The organism is Rhizobium sp. 05N430 (genome assembly GCF_056396985.1).
Window position 1 is genome coordinate 18,782 of sequence record NZ_JBFTMO010000017.1, and the last position, 18,611, is coordinate 37,392.

15 protein-coding genes are annotated in these 18,611 nt (G+C 57.3%); 8 read left to right on the plus strand and 7 right to left on the minus strand.

Translation table 11 applies throughout. From position 1 onward, the window contains the following. Positions 1-145: 145 nt before the first annotated feature. Positions 146-1,600 carry a catalase gene (locus tag AC1DJO_RS25140; protein ID WP_112445472.1) on the plus strand — a complete coding sequence of 485 codons (1,455 nt, stop codon included), beginning with the start codon at positions 146-148 and terminating at the stop codon, positions 1,598-1,600. Between the two features lie 94 nt (positions 1,601-1,694). Here the strand turns inward: AC1DJO_RS25140 and AC1DJO_RS25145 are convergent, their stop codons facing one another. From AC1DJO_RS25145 to AC1DJO_RS25160, 4 genes are all read right to left on the minus strand, one after another. Further along, positions 1,695-2,426 (minus strand): hypothetical protein, encoded by a 732-nt coding sequence (locus AC1DJO_RS25145; RefSeq protein ID WP_112445473.1) that lies wholly within the window; start codon positions 2,424-2,426, stop codon positions 1,695-1,697. Between the two features lie 167 nt (positions 2,427-2,593). After that, positions 2,594-3,340, minus strand: coding sequence for a cysteine hydrolase family protein (locus AC1DJO_RS25150; protein ID WP_112445475.1), 747 nt, complete (start codon positions 3,338-3,340; stop codon positions 2,594-2,596). Between the two features lie 266 nt (positions 3,341-3,606). Beyond that, positions 3,607-4,878, minus strand: coding sequence for an SAM-dependent methyltransferase (locus AC1DJO_RS25155; RefSeq protein ID WP_112445494.1), 1,272 nt, complete (start codon positions 4,876-4,878; stop codon positions 3,607-3,609). A 196-nt stretch (positions 4,879-5,074) separates the two neighbouring features. Continuing rightward, complete coding sequence (locus AC1DJO_RS25160; RefSeq protein ID WP_112445498.1) at positions 5,075-5,449, minus strand: response regulator; 375 nt, start codon at positions 5,447-5,449, stop codon at positions 5,075-5,077. A gap of 370 nt (positions 5,450-5,819) precedes the next feature. Here AC1DJO_RS25160 and AC1DJO_RS25165 point away from each other — a divergent pair, with 370 nt between their 5' ends. The 5 genes from AC1DJO_RS25165 to AC1DJO_RS25185 all read left to right on the plus strand — a co-directional run bounded on the left by AC1DJO_RS25165 (position 5,820) and on the right by AC1DJO_RS25185 (position 10,999). Then, complete coding sequence (locus tag AC1DJO_RS25165; RefSeq protein ID WP_112445502.1) at positions 5,820-6,683, plus strand: aldo/keto reductase; 864 nt, start codon at positions 5,820-5,822, stop codon at positions 6,681-6,683. 71 nt (positions 6,684-6,754) lie between these two features. Further along, complete coding sequence (gene tehA, locus AC1DJO_RS25170) at positions 6,755-7,777, plus strand: dicarboxylate transporter/tellurite-resistance protein TehA (protein ID WP_112445504.1); 1,023 nt, start codon at positions 6,755-6,757, stop codon at positions 7,775-7,777. 201 nt (positions 7,778-7,978) lie between these two features. After that, positions 7,979-8,698, plus strand: coding sequence for a hypothetical protein (locus tag AC1DJO_RS25175; protein ID WP_112445506.1), 720 nt, complete (start codon positions 7,979-7,981; stop codon positions 8,696-8,698). Between the two features lie 320 nt (positions 8,699-9,018). After that, entirely contained in the window at positions 9,019-9,231 is a 213-nt protein-coding gene (locus AC1DJO_RS25180) for a hypothetical protein (protein WP_112445510.1), read from the plus strand. Between the two features lie 280 nt (positions 9,232-9,511). Further along, positions 9,512-10,999, plus strand: coding sequence for a helix-turn-helix transcriptional regulator (locus AC1DJO_RS25185; protein WP_162708591.1), 1,488 nt, complete (start codon positions 9,512-9,514; stop codon positions 10,997-10,999). On the opposite strand, the gene AC1DJO_RS25190 is transcribed toward AC1DJO_RS25185, so the two are convergent. Both AC1DJO_RS25190 and AC1DJO_RS25195 read right to left on the minus strand, forming a co-directional pair. Beyond that, the gene (locus AC1DJO_RS25190; RefSeq protein WP_112445514.1) at positions 10,996-11,643 is read right to left on the minus strand and encodes a response regulator transcription factor; all 648 of its coding nucleotides are present in this window, start codon (positions 11,641-11,643) and stop codon (positions 10,996-10,998) included. The genes AC1DJO_RS25185 and AC1DJO_RS25190 overlap by 4 nt on opposite strands. A 128-nt stretch (positions 11,644-11,771) precedes the next feature. After that, positions 11,772-12,167, minus strand: coding sequence for a response regulator (locus AC1DJO_RS25195; protein WP_162708592.1), 396 nt, complete (start codon positions 12,165-12,167; stop codon positions 11,772-11,774). Positions 12,168-12,588: 421 nt separating this feature from the next. Between AC1DJO_RS25195 and AC1DJO_RS25200 the strand changes: the two genes are divergently transcribed. After that, positions 12,589-15,324: a helix-turn-helix transcriptional regulator gene (locus tag AC1DJO_RS25200; protein WP_112445518.1), complete on the plus strand. Its 2,736-nt coding sequence runs from the start codon at positions 12,589-12,591 to the stop codon at positions 15,322-15,324. A 17-nt stretch (positions 15,325-15,341) separates the two neighbouring features. Here AC1DJO_RS25200 and AC1DJO_RS25205 read toward each other — a convergent pair whose 3' ends face one another. Then, a complete protein-coding gene (locus AC1DJO_RS25205; RefSeq protein ID WP_112445520.1) occupies positions 15,342-15,857 on the minus strand; it encodes a Dps family protein in 516 nt (171 codons plus the stop codon). A 584-nt stretch (positions 15,858-16,441) separates the two neighbouring features. Between AC1DJO_RS25205 and AC1DJO_RS25210 the strand changes: the two genes are divergently transcribed. After that, positions 16,442-18,607 carry an ATP-binding protein gene (locus AC1DJO_RS25210; protein ID WP_162708594.1) on the plus strand — a complete coding sequence of 722 codons (2,166 nt, stop codon included), beginning with the start codon at positions 16,442-16,444 and terminating at the stop codon, positions 18,605-18,607. Positions 18,608-18,611 lie beyond the last annotated feature (4 nt).

Here is an 18,611-nt window from a genome sequence, read left to right on the forward strand (position 1 = left end):
GCCGCCTGGACAGCCCGCGAATGACGAGATGTACAAGAATGCTGTTTTTCGTCCACTTAAACCATCTTCAGTGCCGAATACTTCGCCGATGGTCGCGATAGTCCGGTCCCGACAGCTGAAGCTTCCCAAGTCCGTGGAGAGAACAATGAACGATAAAAGCCTGACAACCGCCGCCGGCGCGCCCGTTCCCGACAACTTCAACATCGAGACGGCAGGACGCCGAGGCCCTGCCCTGCTGCAGGACGTCTGGCTAATCGAGAAGCTCGCCCATTTCGACCGCGAGGTCATCCCGGAACGCCGGATGCATGCTAAAGGTGCCGGAGCTCACGGGACATTCACGGTCACCAATGACATGAGCAGGTACACCAAGGCGGCCATCTTCTCCGAGATCGGGAAGCAGACACCGATGTTCGTCAGGTTCTCGACGGTCGCCGGCGAACGCGGCGCGGCCGACGCCGAACGTGATATCCGCGGCTTCGCCCTGAAATTCTATACCGAACAGGGCAACTGGGACCTTGTCGGCAACAACACGCCGGTTTTCTTCTTCCGCGATCCTCTCCGCTTTCCCGATCTCAACCATGCAGTCAAGCGTGATCCGCGGACCGGGATGCGCAGTGCCGAGAACAACTGGGACTTCTGGACGCTCCTTCCGGAGGCACTCCACCAAGTCACGATCGTCATGTCAGAGCGCGGCATCCCCAAGAGCTTCAGGCACATGCACGGCTTCGGCTCACACACCTACAGCTTCATCAACTCTGAAAACGAGCGGACCTGGGTGAAGTTCACCTTCAAAACGCAGCAGTCGATCGAGAACCTGTCGGACGAGGAAGCGACGTCGCTGATCGGTGCTGACCGCGAAAGCCATCAGCGCGACTTGTTCGAGAGCATTGAGCGAGGGGAATTCCCCCGCTGGAAGATGTACATCCAGATCATGACCGAGGAAGCTGCCACCACGCATCGGCACAACCCATTCGACCTCACCAAGGTCTGGCCGCACGCCGACTACCCGCTTCATGAGGTCGGCTATTTCGAGCTCAACCGCAATCCCGAAAACTTCTTTGCAGAGGTCGAACAGGCTTCCTTCACCCCCGCGAACATCGTACCGGGCATCGGATTTTCGCCTGACAAAATGCTGCAGGCGCGCCTGTTCTCCTACGGCGATGCCGCCCGTTACCGTCTCGGCGTCAACCATCACCAGATTCCCGTGAACGCTCCAAAATGTCCGTACCATTCCTATCACCGTGACGGCGCGATGCGAATCGACGGCAACCACGGGGCAGCGACATCCTACGTTCCCAACTCGGCAAACCAATGGGCAGAACAGCCAGACTTCCGCGAGCCGCCGCTTGCCCTCGAAGGTTTTGCCGCCCACTGGGATCACCGTGTCGACGAAGACCATTACGAGCAGCCAGGCAATCTATTCCGTGCGATGTCCGCCGATCAAAAGCGTGCCTTGTTCGAGAACACGGCGCGGGCGATGGCTGGAACGTCTGTCAAGGTTCGGGAGCGCCACGTGGTCAACTGCACAAAGGCAGATGCGGTATACGGTGCGGGCATTGCGCGGGCGCTTGGCCTTTCTGTAAATAGGCTGATCGATTGAGAGTCTGCCGGCCGTCGAGCTGCGAATTTTGAAAATCTCAGTGAGAGGCGGCAAACCCTCTCACCTCTTTTAGCGATTCAAACCAGACTCGGATCTACTTACGACGCGAAAGATATATCGTCGGGTTCTGAGCCACGATCGCCTTCGCATCCCGGTAGACTCCGGCTACCGATGCCCCACATAGGGCTTTGACGCGATCCGGATTAGCACTTCTGAATAGCTGCTCCGCATTCCCCTTATATCCCTGTAGCCAAGGAAGCTCGCTTACGGAGGCATCTCGATCGTTCATCGCTGCGACGATGCCCGATATTCTCGACTGGCAGAAATCCGCGGCGTCAAAGCATTTCAGGTTATTTAGGTGCGCGAAGACCCTGTCCTGGCTCATCTTACTGAAGCTACTGGGCACCAGTGCATAAAATGGATCGACTTTGTTGCCTGCCGCGCACGCTCTTTCTATTCCGATGAGGTCACTGCGCTCGATAGCGTTGTCGAGGTCCTCTCCTGTTAAGTAAGAACCAGGCGGTGCAGCAGCAGCACTGGGGCCAGTGGGTTGGTTTGCACCTTCAGCACTCTTTGTCAGTAAGTTACTGCCTATCGCACCGACGACCGAGATTCCCAAAATTAAGCAGACTTGCGAAAGGTTGCTTTTTCGAGATGAGCGTCGAGACGTCAAAACCGACAGAACGATTAGGATGATACCGAGACATGCCGCCAGAGACGGATAGTTTCTGATTGGCGCGAGAAGCAAAGTCACAACAGCTACAATTGCTTGCAGGACCCCGATATCCAGCAAAGAGTACAATTCTTTCAGCCATACAGCAAACAAACGGCTCTCCCTTAAATGCTAGAAGAAGCGTTAGCCTGCCGATCTTAAACTCGTTTAAAGGTTCAATGTAAACCTATTCCAAATTGGAGAAGTCACGCGTCATCCAAAAATGGTGACACGTGACCGAAGTGGTTCTTAGCCACCATTTTGGCCTTTGCGCCTGATTATCATCTCGCGAGCGGCACCGCACAAGAGGCAGAAGCCTGTGCAAGCCGATCGGTAGCCTCCTCGGTCGTCCACAAAGCGTTCGCGAACCAGCGGAAATTCACGAGAGCCGCGAGATAGGCGTCGCCTTCGGGCAGCTTGCTTCCGGCGGTCGCGTCGCGGACCACGGCGACCTCGAACCCCTTCTCGACAAAGTCGCGGAGATGGGACTCGACGCAGAAGTTCGCAGCCATGCCTGCCAGGATCACCTTGTCGATACGCTTCTTGCGTAGCTGAAAGACAACGTCGTTGGTCTGCGGACCCGCGATTTTGTGGGGCGAGCACACGATCGTCTTGCCATCCTCGATGTACTGCTTGTACTCGGGCATCCAATCCGCGCCCGAGTTTTCAAAGCCTTCGAGCGACAGCGGGTCGCGGCGATCGAACATCCGCAGCTTGTGCATCAGCGTCTCACCCGTGGCGGCAAAATCCCACCGGTGGTCGAACGGGTAGTAGTAGTGGGGCGAAATGACAACCTCGATGCCGGCCTTCTTCGACGCCTCGAAAAGCTTGCCGATGTTCTCGACCGTATTGTGTTCCGTGATGCTCGCGCCGAAAGCGCCCCACCCAGCACCCTTGGGGCTCAGGAAATCGATTTGCGGATCGGTGATCACCAACGCTGTACGTGGGATATCGATCTCAACGTCGGTCTTGGGGAGTGCCGGATTCTGCGGGTCGCGATATGCGATCGGGATGACTTTGTCCGTCATAGAAGCTTCCTCTAGGGCGTTTTGCCGGGCGGCGATCGCGTCGTTGCAACCGCGCGGGCGTGTTGACTGAGTTCGAGAACCAGTACCCATCGACGTCGGCCAGCGATGCAACGCTATGACGCGAACCTAATTATCGGGGATACGGATACGAGAATGGAGCCACGCGAGGCTGTGGGATTGTAACATCCTGTCACCACGATCCGCCCGGATGCACGCCCAAACGCTTGAGCACATATCCACGCTCGAGTTTGGGAGCTTGTCAGCTTTCACGACATTTCCCTCTGACGGTCCCAGCCGACCGCCGTGAGGTCCTCGGCCATGGTGCTTTTCGCCGCAAAGGTCCGTTCCGCGTCGAACATGTAATCACGGGCGAGCGGCAGGGTCGAAACGTTCTTTGTCAGCTGGAGCTGCCAATTCATATGGCCCATTCGGCGGAATGCCAGCTCGGACCCGATGAGGTAAAATTCGAACATTCGGCAGAAGCGCTCGTCGTAGAGCTTGGCGAGTTTGCCTCTGTTGTCGGCGAAGCGATGATGCCACTGCTCCAGCGTCTTTGCGTAGTGCAGACGGAGGACTTCGATATCCGTGACCCACAGACCCGACTTTTCTACGACTGACATAACCTCGGATATCGCCGGAGAATATCCGCCCGGGAAAATGTACTTGGCAACCCACGGATTAGTGCTGCCGGGGCCATCTGCGCGGCCGATGGAATGGATAAGCGCCACACCGTCGTCAGTCAGTATCGACTTGATCTTGTCGAAATAGGTTCGGAAATGGTTTACGCCCACATGCTCGAACATCCCGACAGATACCACGCGATCGACCTGCTTGGTCCAGTTTCGGTAATCCATCAGCTCGAACGTGACCACCTTTTCGAGCTGTGCCTCTTTGGCGCGTATCCGCGCTTCTTTGAGCTGCTCCTCGGATAGGGTTAGGCCCGTGACCCGCGCGCCAAACTCTCTGGCGAGGTAAAGGGCCATCCCTCCCCAGCCGCACCCGATATCCAGGACATCGAGTCCCGGGCGGTCGAGCCTGAGCTTGGAGGCAATATGCCTCTTCTTTTTGAGCTGTGCTTGCTCGAGCGTCTCGTCGCCGTCCGGAAAATACCCGCAAGAATACTGGCGATCAGTGTCCAACATGAGCGAATAAAGCCGGCCGTCGAGATCGTAGTGGTGAGCGACGTTTCTCTTCGAGCGCGCTGCGTAGTTCAATTGGTCAAGCTTCCGGCGAAACCAGCGCACTTTCTCCATCAACTTGTCCATCGGATGGCTGCCGCCATCCATCGCGTTCATGGCAAGGAAATCCAGAGTCTGGAAAAGCCCGCGCGGCCCGGGCTCGATCTCTCCATCCACGTACAGTTCTCCAAGCGCAAGCGCCGGATTGAGAAGAAGACGGCGCTTGGCGCGCTCGGTGCGGATCACTATGGCAGCCAGAGGCTCCTGCCCCGTTCCGAAGCTACGACTACTGCCGTCGGGGAACTTGACGCTGAGAGTGCCGATTTTAATGAGTTTCTGGAGGGTGGCTTCAAGCAACATCTTTACTACCTTCTCGGCCCTGTGGAACTGCCATTGGCTTCCAGGCGACGATAGGCGGTAGGGTTCTAGATTAATTGCACAATTCGGCTTGTATGCGCGGCGATCGGGTCATGAAATCTCGGCGTCGGCCCACGTTCCAAAGCGGCGCGAGTCGAAACGCACCTATCCATCAATGACTGCGCGCTTTCGTCGACAGCTAGCTTCCGTCGCCAATGAGATTGTGGGTGTCGGCAACACATCTCACCAGTTCGTCAGCATCGATCGGCTTGTTGAGGAAGTGCGCCGCCCCGTTCTCGAGTGCTTTCATCCTCGTGACGTCATCGTCATGCGAAGTGACGAAAACAATTGGGAGCTTGCTGCGTTGTCGCTGCAACTGCGCCTGTAGTTCCAGACCGCTCATTCCGGGTAGCCGCTGATCCAGGATGAGACACTGGACTTCATCATGGCAACTAGAACTAATGAAATCTTCGGCGGAGCCAAAAGCTTTCACCTCGTACCCATACGACGACATCAGGTCCGCGTATGCGACCCTTACCCCGTCATCGTCCTCAACTATTGCGATCGTCAGCAATTCACGTGGCTCCGACGGCCTCTTTGCAACTCAACCCACGAGAGCTTTGCGATGTTGGGCATTGTGCAAAGCATTCGGGATTTCTTGTTCCAACACGGCTAACGACTTTTGAGACGAACGCACTGACCTGGGAACCGAAAACCAAATCCTTGGGCATCCAGCTCGCGAATCCGCGAACATGCACGCGACCTTATCAGACTTCGAACCCCAGTCCACCTAGCTCTAGGTATAGAGACGCCGCGGCCGCACCCGTGCACGATGATACAATAACGACCGGCTCGGGTGGCGTAATTTGCTCCTACACTTCGATTGATGAGCGTCGAAAGCCGACGCGGCTAGTCGAAAACAGCCGCCGAAAGGGAGCATTAAATTGGACAACCTCAAGACGATCGCAAGCTACTCCGGAACGTTCAAGATCGGCGATTTCGTGGTCAACAGGCTGGGCTTCGGCTCAATGCGCCTCACCGGGCGCGGCATTTGGGGTCCCCCGACGGATCGCAGAGAAGCGCTGGCAGCCGTGCGCCGGGCTGTTGAATTGGGGGTCAATTTCATCGACACCGCAGACTCCTACGGCCCGGACGTCGCCGAGGAGCTGATTGGAGAAGCATTGGCGGGTCGCGGTGACATCCTGGTCGCCACCAAGGCCGGACTGCGCCGTCCAGGCCCGGATCAATGGACGCCCCACGGCCGACCCGAATACTTGATCGAACGTGCGAAGGGCAGCCTCAAGAAGCTCGGCGTGGAGCAGATCGGTCTCTGGCAGTTGCACCGGATCGACCCGCGCGTTCCCATGCAGGACCAGTTCGCCGCCGTCCGCCAACTGCTCGACGAGGGTGTAATCGCCAACGCCGGACTAAGCGAGGTTTCGATCGAAGAAATCGAGGCCGCCTCCCGGTACTTCAAGGTCGCCACCGTCCAGAACCGCTACAACCTGGTTGACCGTGGGAGCGAGGACGTCCTCGACTACTGCGAACGCAACGATATCGGCTTCATTCCCTGGTTCCCACTTGCAGCCGGCGATCTAGCGCGCCCGGGTGGCGTTCTCGACTCGCTAGCCAAGCGCCATGCCGCGACGGCTGGCCAGATCGCGCTGGCGTGGATGCTCAAGCGGAGCCCGGTCATGCTACCGATCCCCGGCACTTCGAAGGTCAGCCACTTGGAGCAGAACGTCGCTTCAGCACGCATCCAGCTCTCGGATGACGAGTTTGCGGATTTTGAGGGAAGCGTTGGCTGATCCTGCCGCGATCGTGTGGACGCCGTGCATGGACGCCGGCGGCTATCTCCAAAGTCTTCAAGAGGTGTGACATGGCAATCGACTCGACGGGATTTCCGCCTAATCAACAAGAGCTGCACACGTGCTCGATCGCCGGCGTAGCCGCTCGGACCCCGGCTGCATATTTCGGAATGGTTCTCGGTCTTGCGGGTCTCGGCAACGCTTGGCGCGCAGCCGAACAGACCTGGCATATAGGCAACGGCGTTTCAGAATGGATATTAGCTCTCGCCGCGGCTGTTTGGGCGGTTCTGGTTCTACTGTTCGCCGCCAAGGCGCTGTTCGCCGTGGACAAGCTGGTCGCAGAAATCAGCCATCCCGTCCAATGCTGCTTTGTCGGTTTGATCGGGGTCGCGACGATGCTGATCGCCGGCGCTGCTGAGCCTTACTCCTATGCCGCCGGCGCTACACTATTTGTCATCGGGTTTGCCTTCACTGCCATTTTTGCAGTTTGGCGTACCGGTGGCCTCTGGCATGGCGAACGGGACCACGCGACCACGACAGCGGTGCTTTACCTGCCGACGGTGGCCGGAAGCTTCGTGACTGCCACAGTGGCCTCTTCGCTCGGATATCAGGATTGGGGTCAGCTCGCCTTCGGTGCGGGGATGTTCTCTTGGCTTTCGATCGAGTCGGTCCTTCTCCACCGCCTGCTCACCGGGCCGATGACGCCGCCGGCTCTTCGTCCGACGCTCGGTGTTCAGCTCGCCCCCGCCCCGGTCGGAGCCGTCGCGTATATCGCCGTGACAGGAGGAACTCCCGACATGTTTGTACACGCCCTAATTGGTTATGGAATTCTCCAGCTCCTATTCCTACTGCGTCTTTCTCCGTGGCTTCGCGAAGCTGGAGCGGTGATGGGCTTCTGGGCTTTCAGCTTCGGAGCGACTTCCATCGCGACCGGCCCCATCCGCCTTCTAGGTGCAGGAGACAACGCGGCAATCTCGCTCGTTGCGCCAGTTACCTTCGCTTTGGCTAACGTTTTCGTGCTTGTGCTGACCATAATGACGGTTTGGCTTTTATTCTCCGGCCGGATGTACGGGAAGCCCGCTGTCGCGAAATAGCCTTTTGCTACGGACGAGAGACCACTTCAGAGCACGAAGTTAGAACGTCCAGATAGCCGGACGGGCTGAAGGTCGTTGGCTTCTGTCTTCCTGCAATCTTCTATCCGGACAAGGGCCACGACGCGCATTGCCGGCAGCGTGAGGCGATCGTGGCACGTTTGAACACGTCTCTCTAATCAACCCAACTCAAAGGATCATCAAATGAACGCGCCTGTCAGAAAGATCATCGACGCTCATGGCGGCCTCGAAAAATGGAAGAAGTTCTCGCTTCTAAGGGCGCGGCTCAATCAGGGTGGAGCCTTGTGGTCCATCAAGGGACATCCCGCAACTCTCTCGGAAGCCAGCGTAACCGTTGACCTCTTGAGGGAATGGGCCTCGCACTCACCGTTTGGCCCCGAGGCAAAGACGTCGAGCTTCGAGCCCAACAAGGTGACCCTCAGCAACGCCCAGGGCAAAGTTGTCGAGGAACTCAAAGACCCGCGCTCGTCATTCACCGGACATACGCTTGAGACGCCGTGGAACGAGCTGCAGCTCGCCTACTTCGCAGGCTGCGCAATGTGGACCTACCTGAACATGCCGTTCCTGCTCGCCCGTGAGGGCGTTGTGACCGAAGAACTTTCGGATTGGACCGAGAACGGCGAAACGTGGCACAGGCTCAAGATCACATTCCCACCCGAGATCGTCAGCCACAGCGCGGTGCAGACGATCTACTTTGACGACGCGGGCCTTCTCAAGCGGCATGACTATGACGTTGAGATCACCGGCGGAACTCCGGGAGCGCACTACATCAGCGGATACACGGATGTTCAGGGCATCAAGATCCCAACGCACCGTCGCATTTTCCCGAGACAGCCGGATGGCCATGCGATGACAGAGCCTCTCGTCGTCTCGATCGATCTCTCCGACATCGTGCTAACGTGAACGAAAGACTCCGCCTTGGCGACGCAGCCGCTTGCCGGGACGACCGTCAGGCCTCCGTGACGCGACACGATCCAATATTACAACGACCGGTTAGAGCTGCCTGCGACAAGTCGGAGAGAATACAGGAGCAACCCGGCGGAGGGGTCGACCAAACAGAAACCTCCCTTCCCTGCCAAGTTCGAACTGAACCACAAGCCTATTTGGGCACCCGGCCACATCTGCCTCAAAATCGAAGTCTGCGGGTTCTGTCAGTCAGACCCAAGTCCTGTCAGGCTTTTTTCAGATCAGCTGTCCGCGGTTCCTGCTTAACGGAGCGCATCATGAGCAAAGACCTGACAATGCAGGAAGCGATCGCTGACGATTTGATCGAAATGGTCAATGCCGCGGATGGCGTCGACCGACGCTCGTTTGCGAAGCTATTGGAAGACATCGCCGTCGAATTATCGGCGGTCGTCTTGGAGCGGCGTTCTCAAATTCGTTACAGTGATCATAATCCGGACACTCAAAGCGCTGGTCTTTCGCCAACCGCGTAATCCTCTTTGAGACCCCCGATCCGCCGTCGGCAACAGGCGAGACAGCGTTTCCAGATGCGGTCTCTCAAAATGTGATCGCGCCCCGACCGTCGCGGCCGCGCCTGTCATCGTTACCTGTCTCTAGGGATAGGTTGGCCCAACCAACAGTACAATTGTACCCATCCACCAGTCCTATATCGATTGCATGGGGCGAGCTTCTCAGGCGTTGTCCTCGGTTCTTTACCTCGGATCGCAGCCGCAAGCTGGCGCTGATCGATCCCAACGTGAGCGCAGGTGGACGATGACGATACTGCGGTTTGACGATTTCGAAATGGATATACCAGCCCGGAGCCTCAGACGATCCGGTTGCGACGTCCGCATAGGCTCACGTGCGTTCGATATGTTGATTGCTTTGGCCTCCAGACAGGGCGAAATCCTTTCAAAGGCGGACCTGATGGAGGCAGCTTGGCCCGAAACGCATGTTGAGGAAAGCTCCCTGCGTGTGAACATCGTAGCCCTTCGCAAGGCACTTGACGGTGGCAATCCTTACAGCATGGTCGAAAATGTGGCTGGAAGAGGCTACACTTTCACGGTTCCCGTCACAAAGCTGGAAGTCCACCGCACCGCCGCCCCAGCACTGCCAGCGCCTCGAGTGGATAGCCTTCCGAACGCCTGCGCACGGCTAGTCGGACGCGATGAGCTGACTTCGAAATGGGCCGACGAGATGAGACCCGGCATCACGACAATCGTGGGACCGGGAGGTATCGGCAAGACCGTGGTGGCCCTCCAGATGGCCCGCCTCGTCCAGGAAGCATATGATAGCGTTCAATTCGTAGATGTTGCGGAGCAGACAAGCGCTCTTTCCACGCCAATCGCCGAGGCTCTGACGGTGCAATGCCTGACGTCAGATACGCTCCGGCTTGCGGTAGAGAGCTTCGGCGAGAAATCCGGTCTATTGGTTCTCGATGGATGCGACTGGTCCATTGACCGCGTTGCGCTGATCGTGGAATCCATTTCAGACAGTCTCCCAAACCTCGTCATTCTAACGACAAGCCGCGAACCTCTCGGGATCATTGATGAAAAGGTCCTTCGCTTGCCGGCGCTTACCGTCCCAACCGCCCATGACAGAATAAATGACTTGGCAACATTCAGCGCCGTCGAGTTGTTCGCAGAGCGCGTTTCTATGGTCGCCGAGGAATATGCGATCGACGATCCACGGGGAATCGAACTTGCGGCCGAAGTTGTCCGTAAGACGGACGGCAATCCTCTTGCCATCGAGCTGGCTGCGTCTCGCGTCGCAGACCTTGGCCTCGAGAACCTGGTGATATCGCTTGATCGACCGTTGAGGACACTACGTCGCGGAAATCGGACCTCGCATCCACGCCAGCAGACATTGCGCGCGAACATCGACTGGAGCTACAATCTCCTCGACAAAAATATGCAGTCGCTTCTCGGGTTGCTTTCCGAGTTCGATGAAGACTTCACAAAAGATACCGCGCGCGCGCAGTATAGTTTCGAGTTCGCACGGTCGGACTTCGAGGAAGCGTTCAACGGCCTTGTCGTCAAATCTCTCATCGAAGGCGAGCAGCGCGACGGGACTTATGCGCTTCCAAAACTGATCCGCGAGTATGCTCTGGAGAAGCAAGCACAGCTTACGCCGGCGACCATGCAGTTCTCGACAGATACGAACTCTGTCGCCAGGGGACTCGATTATCGACATCCCCAGTCGCCATTCTTTCCCACCACAAGTGAACCACGCTCGTTCACCAAGGCCGTCCGGGCAGCCTAGCTATCCCCTTGGAGAAATGATTGGTCCTGGGTGAGAAGTTCGGCCTTCTTCACCAAATCGGCAACGGATCGGGCACGCATTTTCTTCATCAGATTTGATCGATGAAGCTTCACGGTTACCATGCTGATACCTAGCTGGCCGGCGATCTGCTTGTTCATGTAGCCGTTCACAACCGCATGCATCACCTCGACCTCCCTCGGCGTCAGGGACTCCCTGAGCTTCTCCACGTCTGAACGGGATTGGGACTGCGTCCGTATCACTTCGTCTCGCTTGATCGCTCCGGTCACCGCGTCGATCAGGTCCTGTTCCCTGAACGGCTTGGTCAGAAAGTCCATAGCTCCGGCTTTCATTGCCCTCACAGTCATCGGAATGTCCCCGTGTCCCGTCACGACAATTATGGGCATCCGATTGCCTGCGCTTTGAAGTTCTGACTGGAAATCCAGCCCGCTAGCGCCTGAAAATCGAACATCGAGGACGATGCATCCGGGCGTATCGAGATTGTCGGCGTCAAGCAGAGCTCGGGGAGACTCGTATGCGATCGCCTCTAGATCAATCGACTTGAAGAGGTCGACAAGTGCTACGCGCACTGAACGGTCGTCATCGACTATGCGAATGAGTGGCTGTGATGACGGACTTTCTTCCACCGGACATTCCTTTACTCTCGGCGGCCTAAGCTTTGATATTGCCGCCAAGACAAAGATTTAGCGCGGGAAATCTGCCGTTGCAATTCTGCAAAACCCATCGATGAGTGGGAAATGGCTCAAGTGAGCCTTTAGCCTGTCATTTGCCGATACTTGGAGGTTTGCCGCACCGCCAAATTAACAAGATCAAGAAAACGTACGGGCGAGAAAGGCTTCTCGACAAAGGCAAACGCTCCCAAATTCTCCGACTCGCCGAGGATCGATACATTTCTCCGTGCAGACATTACGATTAGCGGCGTTTTTATTCTGTTCGAGCGCAAAAAGCGCAAAAGTTCGACGCATCCTTTCCCTGGCATCTCGACATCACTTATCACGCAATCGCTTTCCCAAAGAGCCGAGGAGCAAAGGAAGTCCTCAGCCGTACAAAACACGTTCGTCGTGTAGCCACCGCTTTTAAGAAGGTCATCGATGGCGGCACAGACACTGGGAACGTCGTCGATTACGGATATAAGAGCGAATGCCGTCAAGACTCGTGCCTTTTTTCGTATTTCATCGGCCCGTTATGACGGCGCGCATGTATTCCTTCGATAACGTACCGGCAATAAACAGGTTCCCGTGCGGTACGGCGGTCAGACGATTTGGATCACATGTTTGCGTCAAACAACTCAAATTTAACAACAAATCACATGCGTTAGCTGGCGCTTTCGGCGAATATTAGTCGAGATTTCAGGTCATTTAGCTGCCCACCGTCTAGCAGTGTCCCTTGACGCACACGAATAGGTTGGACGCGGTGCACCTGCTCTCAGCGCCGGCCGTCGGAAGGCGCTTGATTACGACGCATCGTTGCGCTGGGCGAAAGGATAGAGAGCAATGGCAAAAACGACACTGGCAGCCGCTGCAAGACGTTCGGTCGTGCACAGTAGCGACTGATCCGCGAGGTCATCTGACATGTCCCTCCTAAAATTCGAAGATTACGAAATAGATATCGAGCAAAGGCGATTGACCGAGCACGGCCTTCCCTTGCGGCTAGGAGGCAGAGCGTTCGACATTCTCTCGGCACTCGTGTCCAGGGCTGGAGTGATCGTGACCAAGGAAGAGTTGATCGCTCTCGTTTGGCCTACAACCAATGTTGATGAGGGTGCGCTTCGGGTACACTTGGTCGCCCTTAGGAAAGCCTTGGGAGATGACGCAAGACACCTGATCGAAACGATACCCGGTCGAGGATATATTTTTGCGGGAAGCGTACGACAGGTCTCGCGGGACGAGGTCTTAACGGAACCAGTCTCGCCTGTTGCCCCGCATCTGGTAGGCAGCCTGCCCCGCATGCCGAAGAGCTTGATCGGCAGGAACGACTATATCCGATCAACCCTCGAGCTGCTCGGTTCGACACGCCTTCTGACGCTAACCGGTCCCGGGGGCATCGGAAAAACTGCGATCGCCGTTTCCTGTGCGAATGCCGTTGCAGAGAGAAAACGCGTTGTATTCCTCGACCTCACGACACTCGCCGAGGGAGAGGTTCTTCTGCCAACGCTTGCAACGCAGCTTGGTCTTAGTGCCTTCGGGAATGACGTACTTCCCGGCATCATCGTCGAGCTTTCAAAACGAGAAACACTCCTGTTCTTGGACGGGTGCGAACGTGTCGTCGATGCTGCCGCGGGTTCTGCGGAAGCGATACTTCGCCAATCCCCGACTACTCAAATCCTGGCGACCACACGTGAGCCACTACGAACCTCTATGGAAAAGGTAAGACAGGTCACGCCGCTAGCGTTCCCTATCATCGGAGAGAAGGTTTCGGACGTCAGCACTTTTCCAGCCATGGAACTGTTTGCCTCGCTGGCCGCTCTATCCGGCGATAGTGTTGATCTATCGGGGGAGACGAACCTCAGCTTCGTCGCAGATATAGTTCGCGATCTGGACGGGATACCGTTGGCTATCGAACTCGCCGCTGCCCGCCTTTTTGAAATGGGTCTTCCAACCCTTCACCGATCGGTTTCCGAGCCTACGGCATTTTTGAGGCGCGGCCGCCGAACCGCGCCGCCCCGCCAACAGACAATGCAAGCGACATTAGACTGGAGCTACCTCACCCTGTCGGATGAAGAAAGGGAGCTGCTTTTGCGCCTCTCGGTCTTTGCCGGCACGTTTTCAACCGACGCCGCATTTGCCGTATCGGAGAAGGCAGACGATCCGGATACATTCCATGAGGCGTTCGACGGGCTGTTTTTAAAGTCGCTTTTGGTCGTCACTCAGCGTGGAGGGAGCTTCAGACTGCTCTTGACGACGAGGGACTATGCTCGTGAGAAGCTTTTTGAATCGCAGCTTTTCAGATCTTGCAGGCTCGCGCATGCGCGATACTGCCTACAACGCCTCTCCTTCGCCCACGATGAATGGAACCGGCTCGATCCAGCAAAGTGGCGCTCTAGCTATGGCGAGCTCGTCAACGACTTGCGTTCCGCTCTCCTGTGGACTCTTGGAGAGGATAGCGACGAGGACCTCGGTCTAGCGCTCGCCGCGGAATCCGACATGCTTTGGATTCAATTTGGCCTGGTCGGGGAACAGCACGCGATATCCGAGCGGGCTTTGAAGCTATTCGAAGCAAGAGGTTTCAGTGATCCGGGCCTCGAGATGAAGCTTCGGATGCTATACGGCGTTGCGCTTTACCATTCGAAGACCTTCGAACGAAATCGGGAGGTTATCGATCAGTATGAGCGGGTTTTGAGCCTCGCCGCCGACGCGCGTGATATCGCAACGTTGATGCGGGCCATAGCCGGCGCAGCGGCTATCCATACGTCAAACGGCAACTACCAGAAGGCACTCGACCTCGTTCATCGTTTCGATAAAGAGTTCGATCAAATGCCTCCACAGGCAAGAAGCCATTTTCTGAACCACAACTATCACTACATTGGCAACTTCGACAGCGCCATGGAGCATGCTCGAGTAGCACTCTTACCGACGAGGGAGGCCTCGAAAGCTCCGCCAAATAGCGCAAGCTATTTCGACATCCGCATCAGCGCCTTTTCCGTGATGGTCAAAACGCTATGGATACAAGGGCGTTACTCAGCAGCCGAGACCGCTCTTCGTGATGCCCTGAAGGAGGTCTTGGAGAAAGATCACGCCATTTCCACATGTCTTTATCTGGCGGCCTCCGCGTGCCCGACCGCGCTCGGCATCGGCGATGCCGGCCTTGGAGCAAGATTACTGGAAATGCTCCGCGAGACATCGACCAGGCACTCCCTTCTCAGATGGAAAGCTTGGGGACAGGCTTACGAAGAGGTCGTCGCCGCGACAGCGCAAAACGACTCGGCTGCATTCCAGCGAACGGTATCCCGTCTGGGTGGCACGCCTCTCGAAAACTGCCTCGTCATCGGCGGTCGTCTCGCCAGCACCGAACTCCTCGAGCGGATCGTACCGGAAGGCACGTGGTGCGGAGCGGAAGTCTTGAGGCTGCGTGGCGAGTTGGGAATGTCCATTTCGCCAGATTACGGGCGCGGGCTCCTTCAGACGGCTCATGATCTGGCAATGGAGCAGGCCGCAAGGACCTTTGCCTTGAGGTGCGCAACCAGTCTTCATCGGCACTCCCCACCGGACCGCCAAAGTGCCTCGAGAAGCCTGCTCCTCAAGGCCTTGGACGCGGTGGAGTTCCGGGAGGACATCGCCGATGTGGCTTACGCCAGATCACTTCTCTAGCCGCGGCTCCAGAAGGATCAGCTTTTCCGGTTCGATTCGAACAGGAACCACACGCGCCCCTCGGCTTCGTCCACCCAGTTTTCGAGAAGACTGGTTGTGGCGACGTCGCCGTGCTCAGAGGTCAGTTCGTGGACCTGCCTCATGATCCCGATCAGCTGTTCGTTGTCGCTCTTGAGCTCCGCGAGCATGTCGTCGGCGGCAACGAAATCCGCATCGTTGTCGAGCAGTCGCTGCACGCGCGCAATATGGCCGACAGACCGCAGAGTCGTGCCGCCGACCTTCCGGACACGTTCGGCGACCGCATCCGTCATGCCGATCAGCTGATCGGCTTGATCATCCAACATCAGGTGGAAGTCGCGAAAATGGGGCCCGGAGAGATGCCAGTGAAAATTCTTGGTCTTAACGTAGAGCGCAAACACGTCTGCGAGCAAAGCGGTGAGCGCGCCGGAGATGTCGTTGCGTGCGTTTTGACCGAGGTCGGTCGGGGTTTTCAACGAAGCATTTCGTAGGGTCGAAGCGGAAGCCTGGTCCATGGATATATCCTTCAGTGCTGCCGGATGTAGCAAGCGGTAGCGCCAGACGTCCGGGATCACCAAGACTGAGGGGTATCGGGTCTGATTTCTTGGATGATCGAGCCGTTCTATCCAGGCCACGTTTCATCTTGCCGGAAGCAGCCGCTTTCCACTCGGGACGGTGCGCCGGCCGCAATAGCGTTGCGGCAGACAGCGGCTTCGGCGAAAGTCTGCTGACGGCTTCACGGCTCGCCATCCCCCTGCCCGCCCTTGACCACAAAGTGTGACAAACGCCCGTTCGTCGCCCCGGCGAGACTCAATGCCTAGCGACAATGGCGTGAGAAGAAGATACTCATGTTCATGGGGACGGCGATTGGGACGGCCGACTGTACGAGGGCTTGGGCGGCATGACTGAACGGATACGAAGACCTCTCTTCCTGGCATCGGCAGCCGCTCTGACTGCACTTGTTTTCTGGATCGACAGTATAACGGAATACGAGTCCTCTGTGGCAATCCTGTACCTGGCGGCACTTGTACTTGTGTCTGCGGTCGGTAGCAGTAGGGAGGTCAAGTGGGCTGCGTACGGCTGCGGGACTTTGACTGTCTTGGCCTGGATTATCGCCCATTTCCATACCCCGACGGCAGCAAGCGCTCTAAGAGGCGTGTTTGCGTGCATCGCGATAGGTGTTACGGCGGCTTTGCTTGTCAGCAGGAAGCGGCTCGAGGCGACCCAGCGGGACCTCGAACACAGTCGTGCCGAAGTCGACCTTTTCGCGAATTCCGTCCCGTACGTGCTCTGGCGGTCAAACCCCCGTGGCGAGATCGAGTATCTAAATGCGAGCTGGACGGCCGTCACGGGATTGGATCGGTTGACGGTGCTGGAAGGTCAACGCTACAACGACGTCGTCCATCCGGACGACATCCCCATCTTGAACGAGACCGTGTCGGCCGCGGTCGCCAATCGGACAGTTACGAACCTCAAGGTGAGAATCCGGCAAGCGGACGGGGCTTACCGCTGGATGCAGATTTACGACAACCCGGCATATTCACCGCTGACGGAACAAGTGGAACGCTTCGGCGGACTTTCCGACGTCCACGACGAGGTCATCGCGAAGCAACAGCTTCAGGTGGTTCGGGACGAGCTTGAGACAAGCCGGACGGAACTGGTGAATTTTACGGACTCTGTCCCACAAATATTGTGGCGTGCCGATGCCCGCGGCAAAGTCGACTTCTTCAATCGTCGCTATACCGAAATCACCGGGATGGATGTTCAAACGACCATCGAAAGGCAAGCTCACGTGGACGCCATTCATCCCGACGACCGAGAACGCTTTTCTGCCGTGTGGAACGAGGCGATTTCCGGCCGCACCGAGGTGCGAGCCACATACAGGCTGCGTCATGGAAGTGGCGATTTCCGTTGGATGTCTCTCGTAGGGCGGCCGGTGCGACTGGGGGAAAGTTCTGATGATGTAAGGTATTACGGTGGCATCTCGGATATCCACGATGAGGTGACCTCTCATCAGAAGGTGAAGGAACTCAACGAGACACTGGAACAGCGCGTGGCGGAGCGCACCTCGGAGCTAGTGCTCACAGAGCAGAGATACGCGGGGCTCTTCGACGTCAGCAATATGACGTTCGCGGAGATGGACTTCAGCGACGCCGAGAAGATGCTCGACGCGATCAAGGACCGCGGCGTTACTGACTTGCCCGCATATATGGCCGACCACCCGGACGAATTGGCACGGACGCTAGGTATGATCCGGACCACCAGGGTCAACGAGGCGCTTGCTCGCCTGATGGGCTACGAGAGCGTTGCCGAGCTTGTTGCCAACCCGCCTGAGCAGAACGCGGAGGACGGAACCGAGGTTTTGCTTCGCCAGCTCGACATGTACTTCAATGGCATCCATCATATCGACGGCCGCACGGTTCTCGTCGGCAAAGGAGGCCGGCGAATCCCTACCTACTTCACGGTGACCAGGCTTTCGGACGGGCTGCACCTGTCCAGCCACCTCGACCTTTCAGAACAGGAGCGGATCGAGGAGATGCGCCAGGCCGCGCAGGCAGAAATGGCCCGGGCGAACCGTATAGCGACCGTCGGGGCATTTTCCGCCTCGATCGCTCACGAGCTTAACCAGCCTATCACCTCCATGGTGTTCGACGCGCGGACCGGCATACGAATGATGAGCCGGGAGCACCCCGATATGGAGGGAGTCGATCGCATTCTGCAGCGCATGGAAAAGAACGCTCAACGGGTGGCAGGAATTGTCCAGAGGACGCGGGAAAACTTAGCAGGAAGACGGCGCGCCGTGGGTCCTATCAGTCTCAATCGACTCGTTCTGGAAACACGTGATCTAATAGATCACGACCTCAAGAGGGCGGACGTCGAATTGGAGGTCCTCTGCGCGAAGCCGGTGCCAGAGATCATGGGAGATCCCGTCGAGCTTCAGCAGGTGTTCGTCAACCTGGTGAACAACGCGGTCGACGCTATGCGTGGCCAGCGTGGAGCAAAGCGCGTCGCGATCGAATTAATCGCGAAGGACAACTCCGTCGAGGTGCGGGTAAGCGATACTGGACCGGGCATACCAGAGGAGTACATCCAGAAGCTCTTCGAGCCGTTCTTCACGACCAAGGAGACAGGGATGGGTATGGGGCTCGAGATTTGCCGTGCCGCCGTGGCGGCGATGGGCGGACAGCTGACTGTCATCAATCGTCCACAAGGGGGAGCGCTTTTCTCGTTCCACCTTCCATTTGCCGTCAAACGGGACGCATAGGACC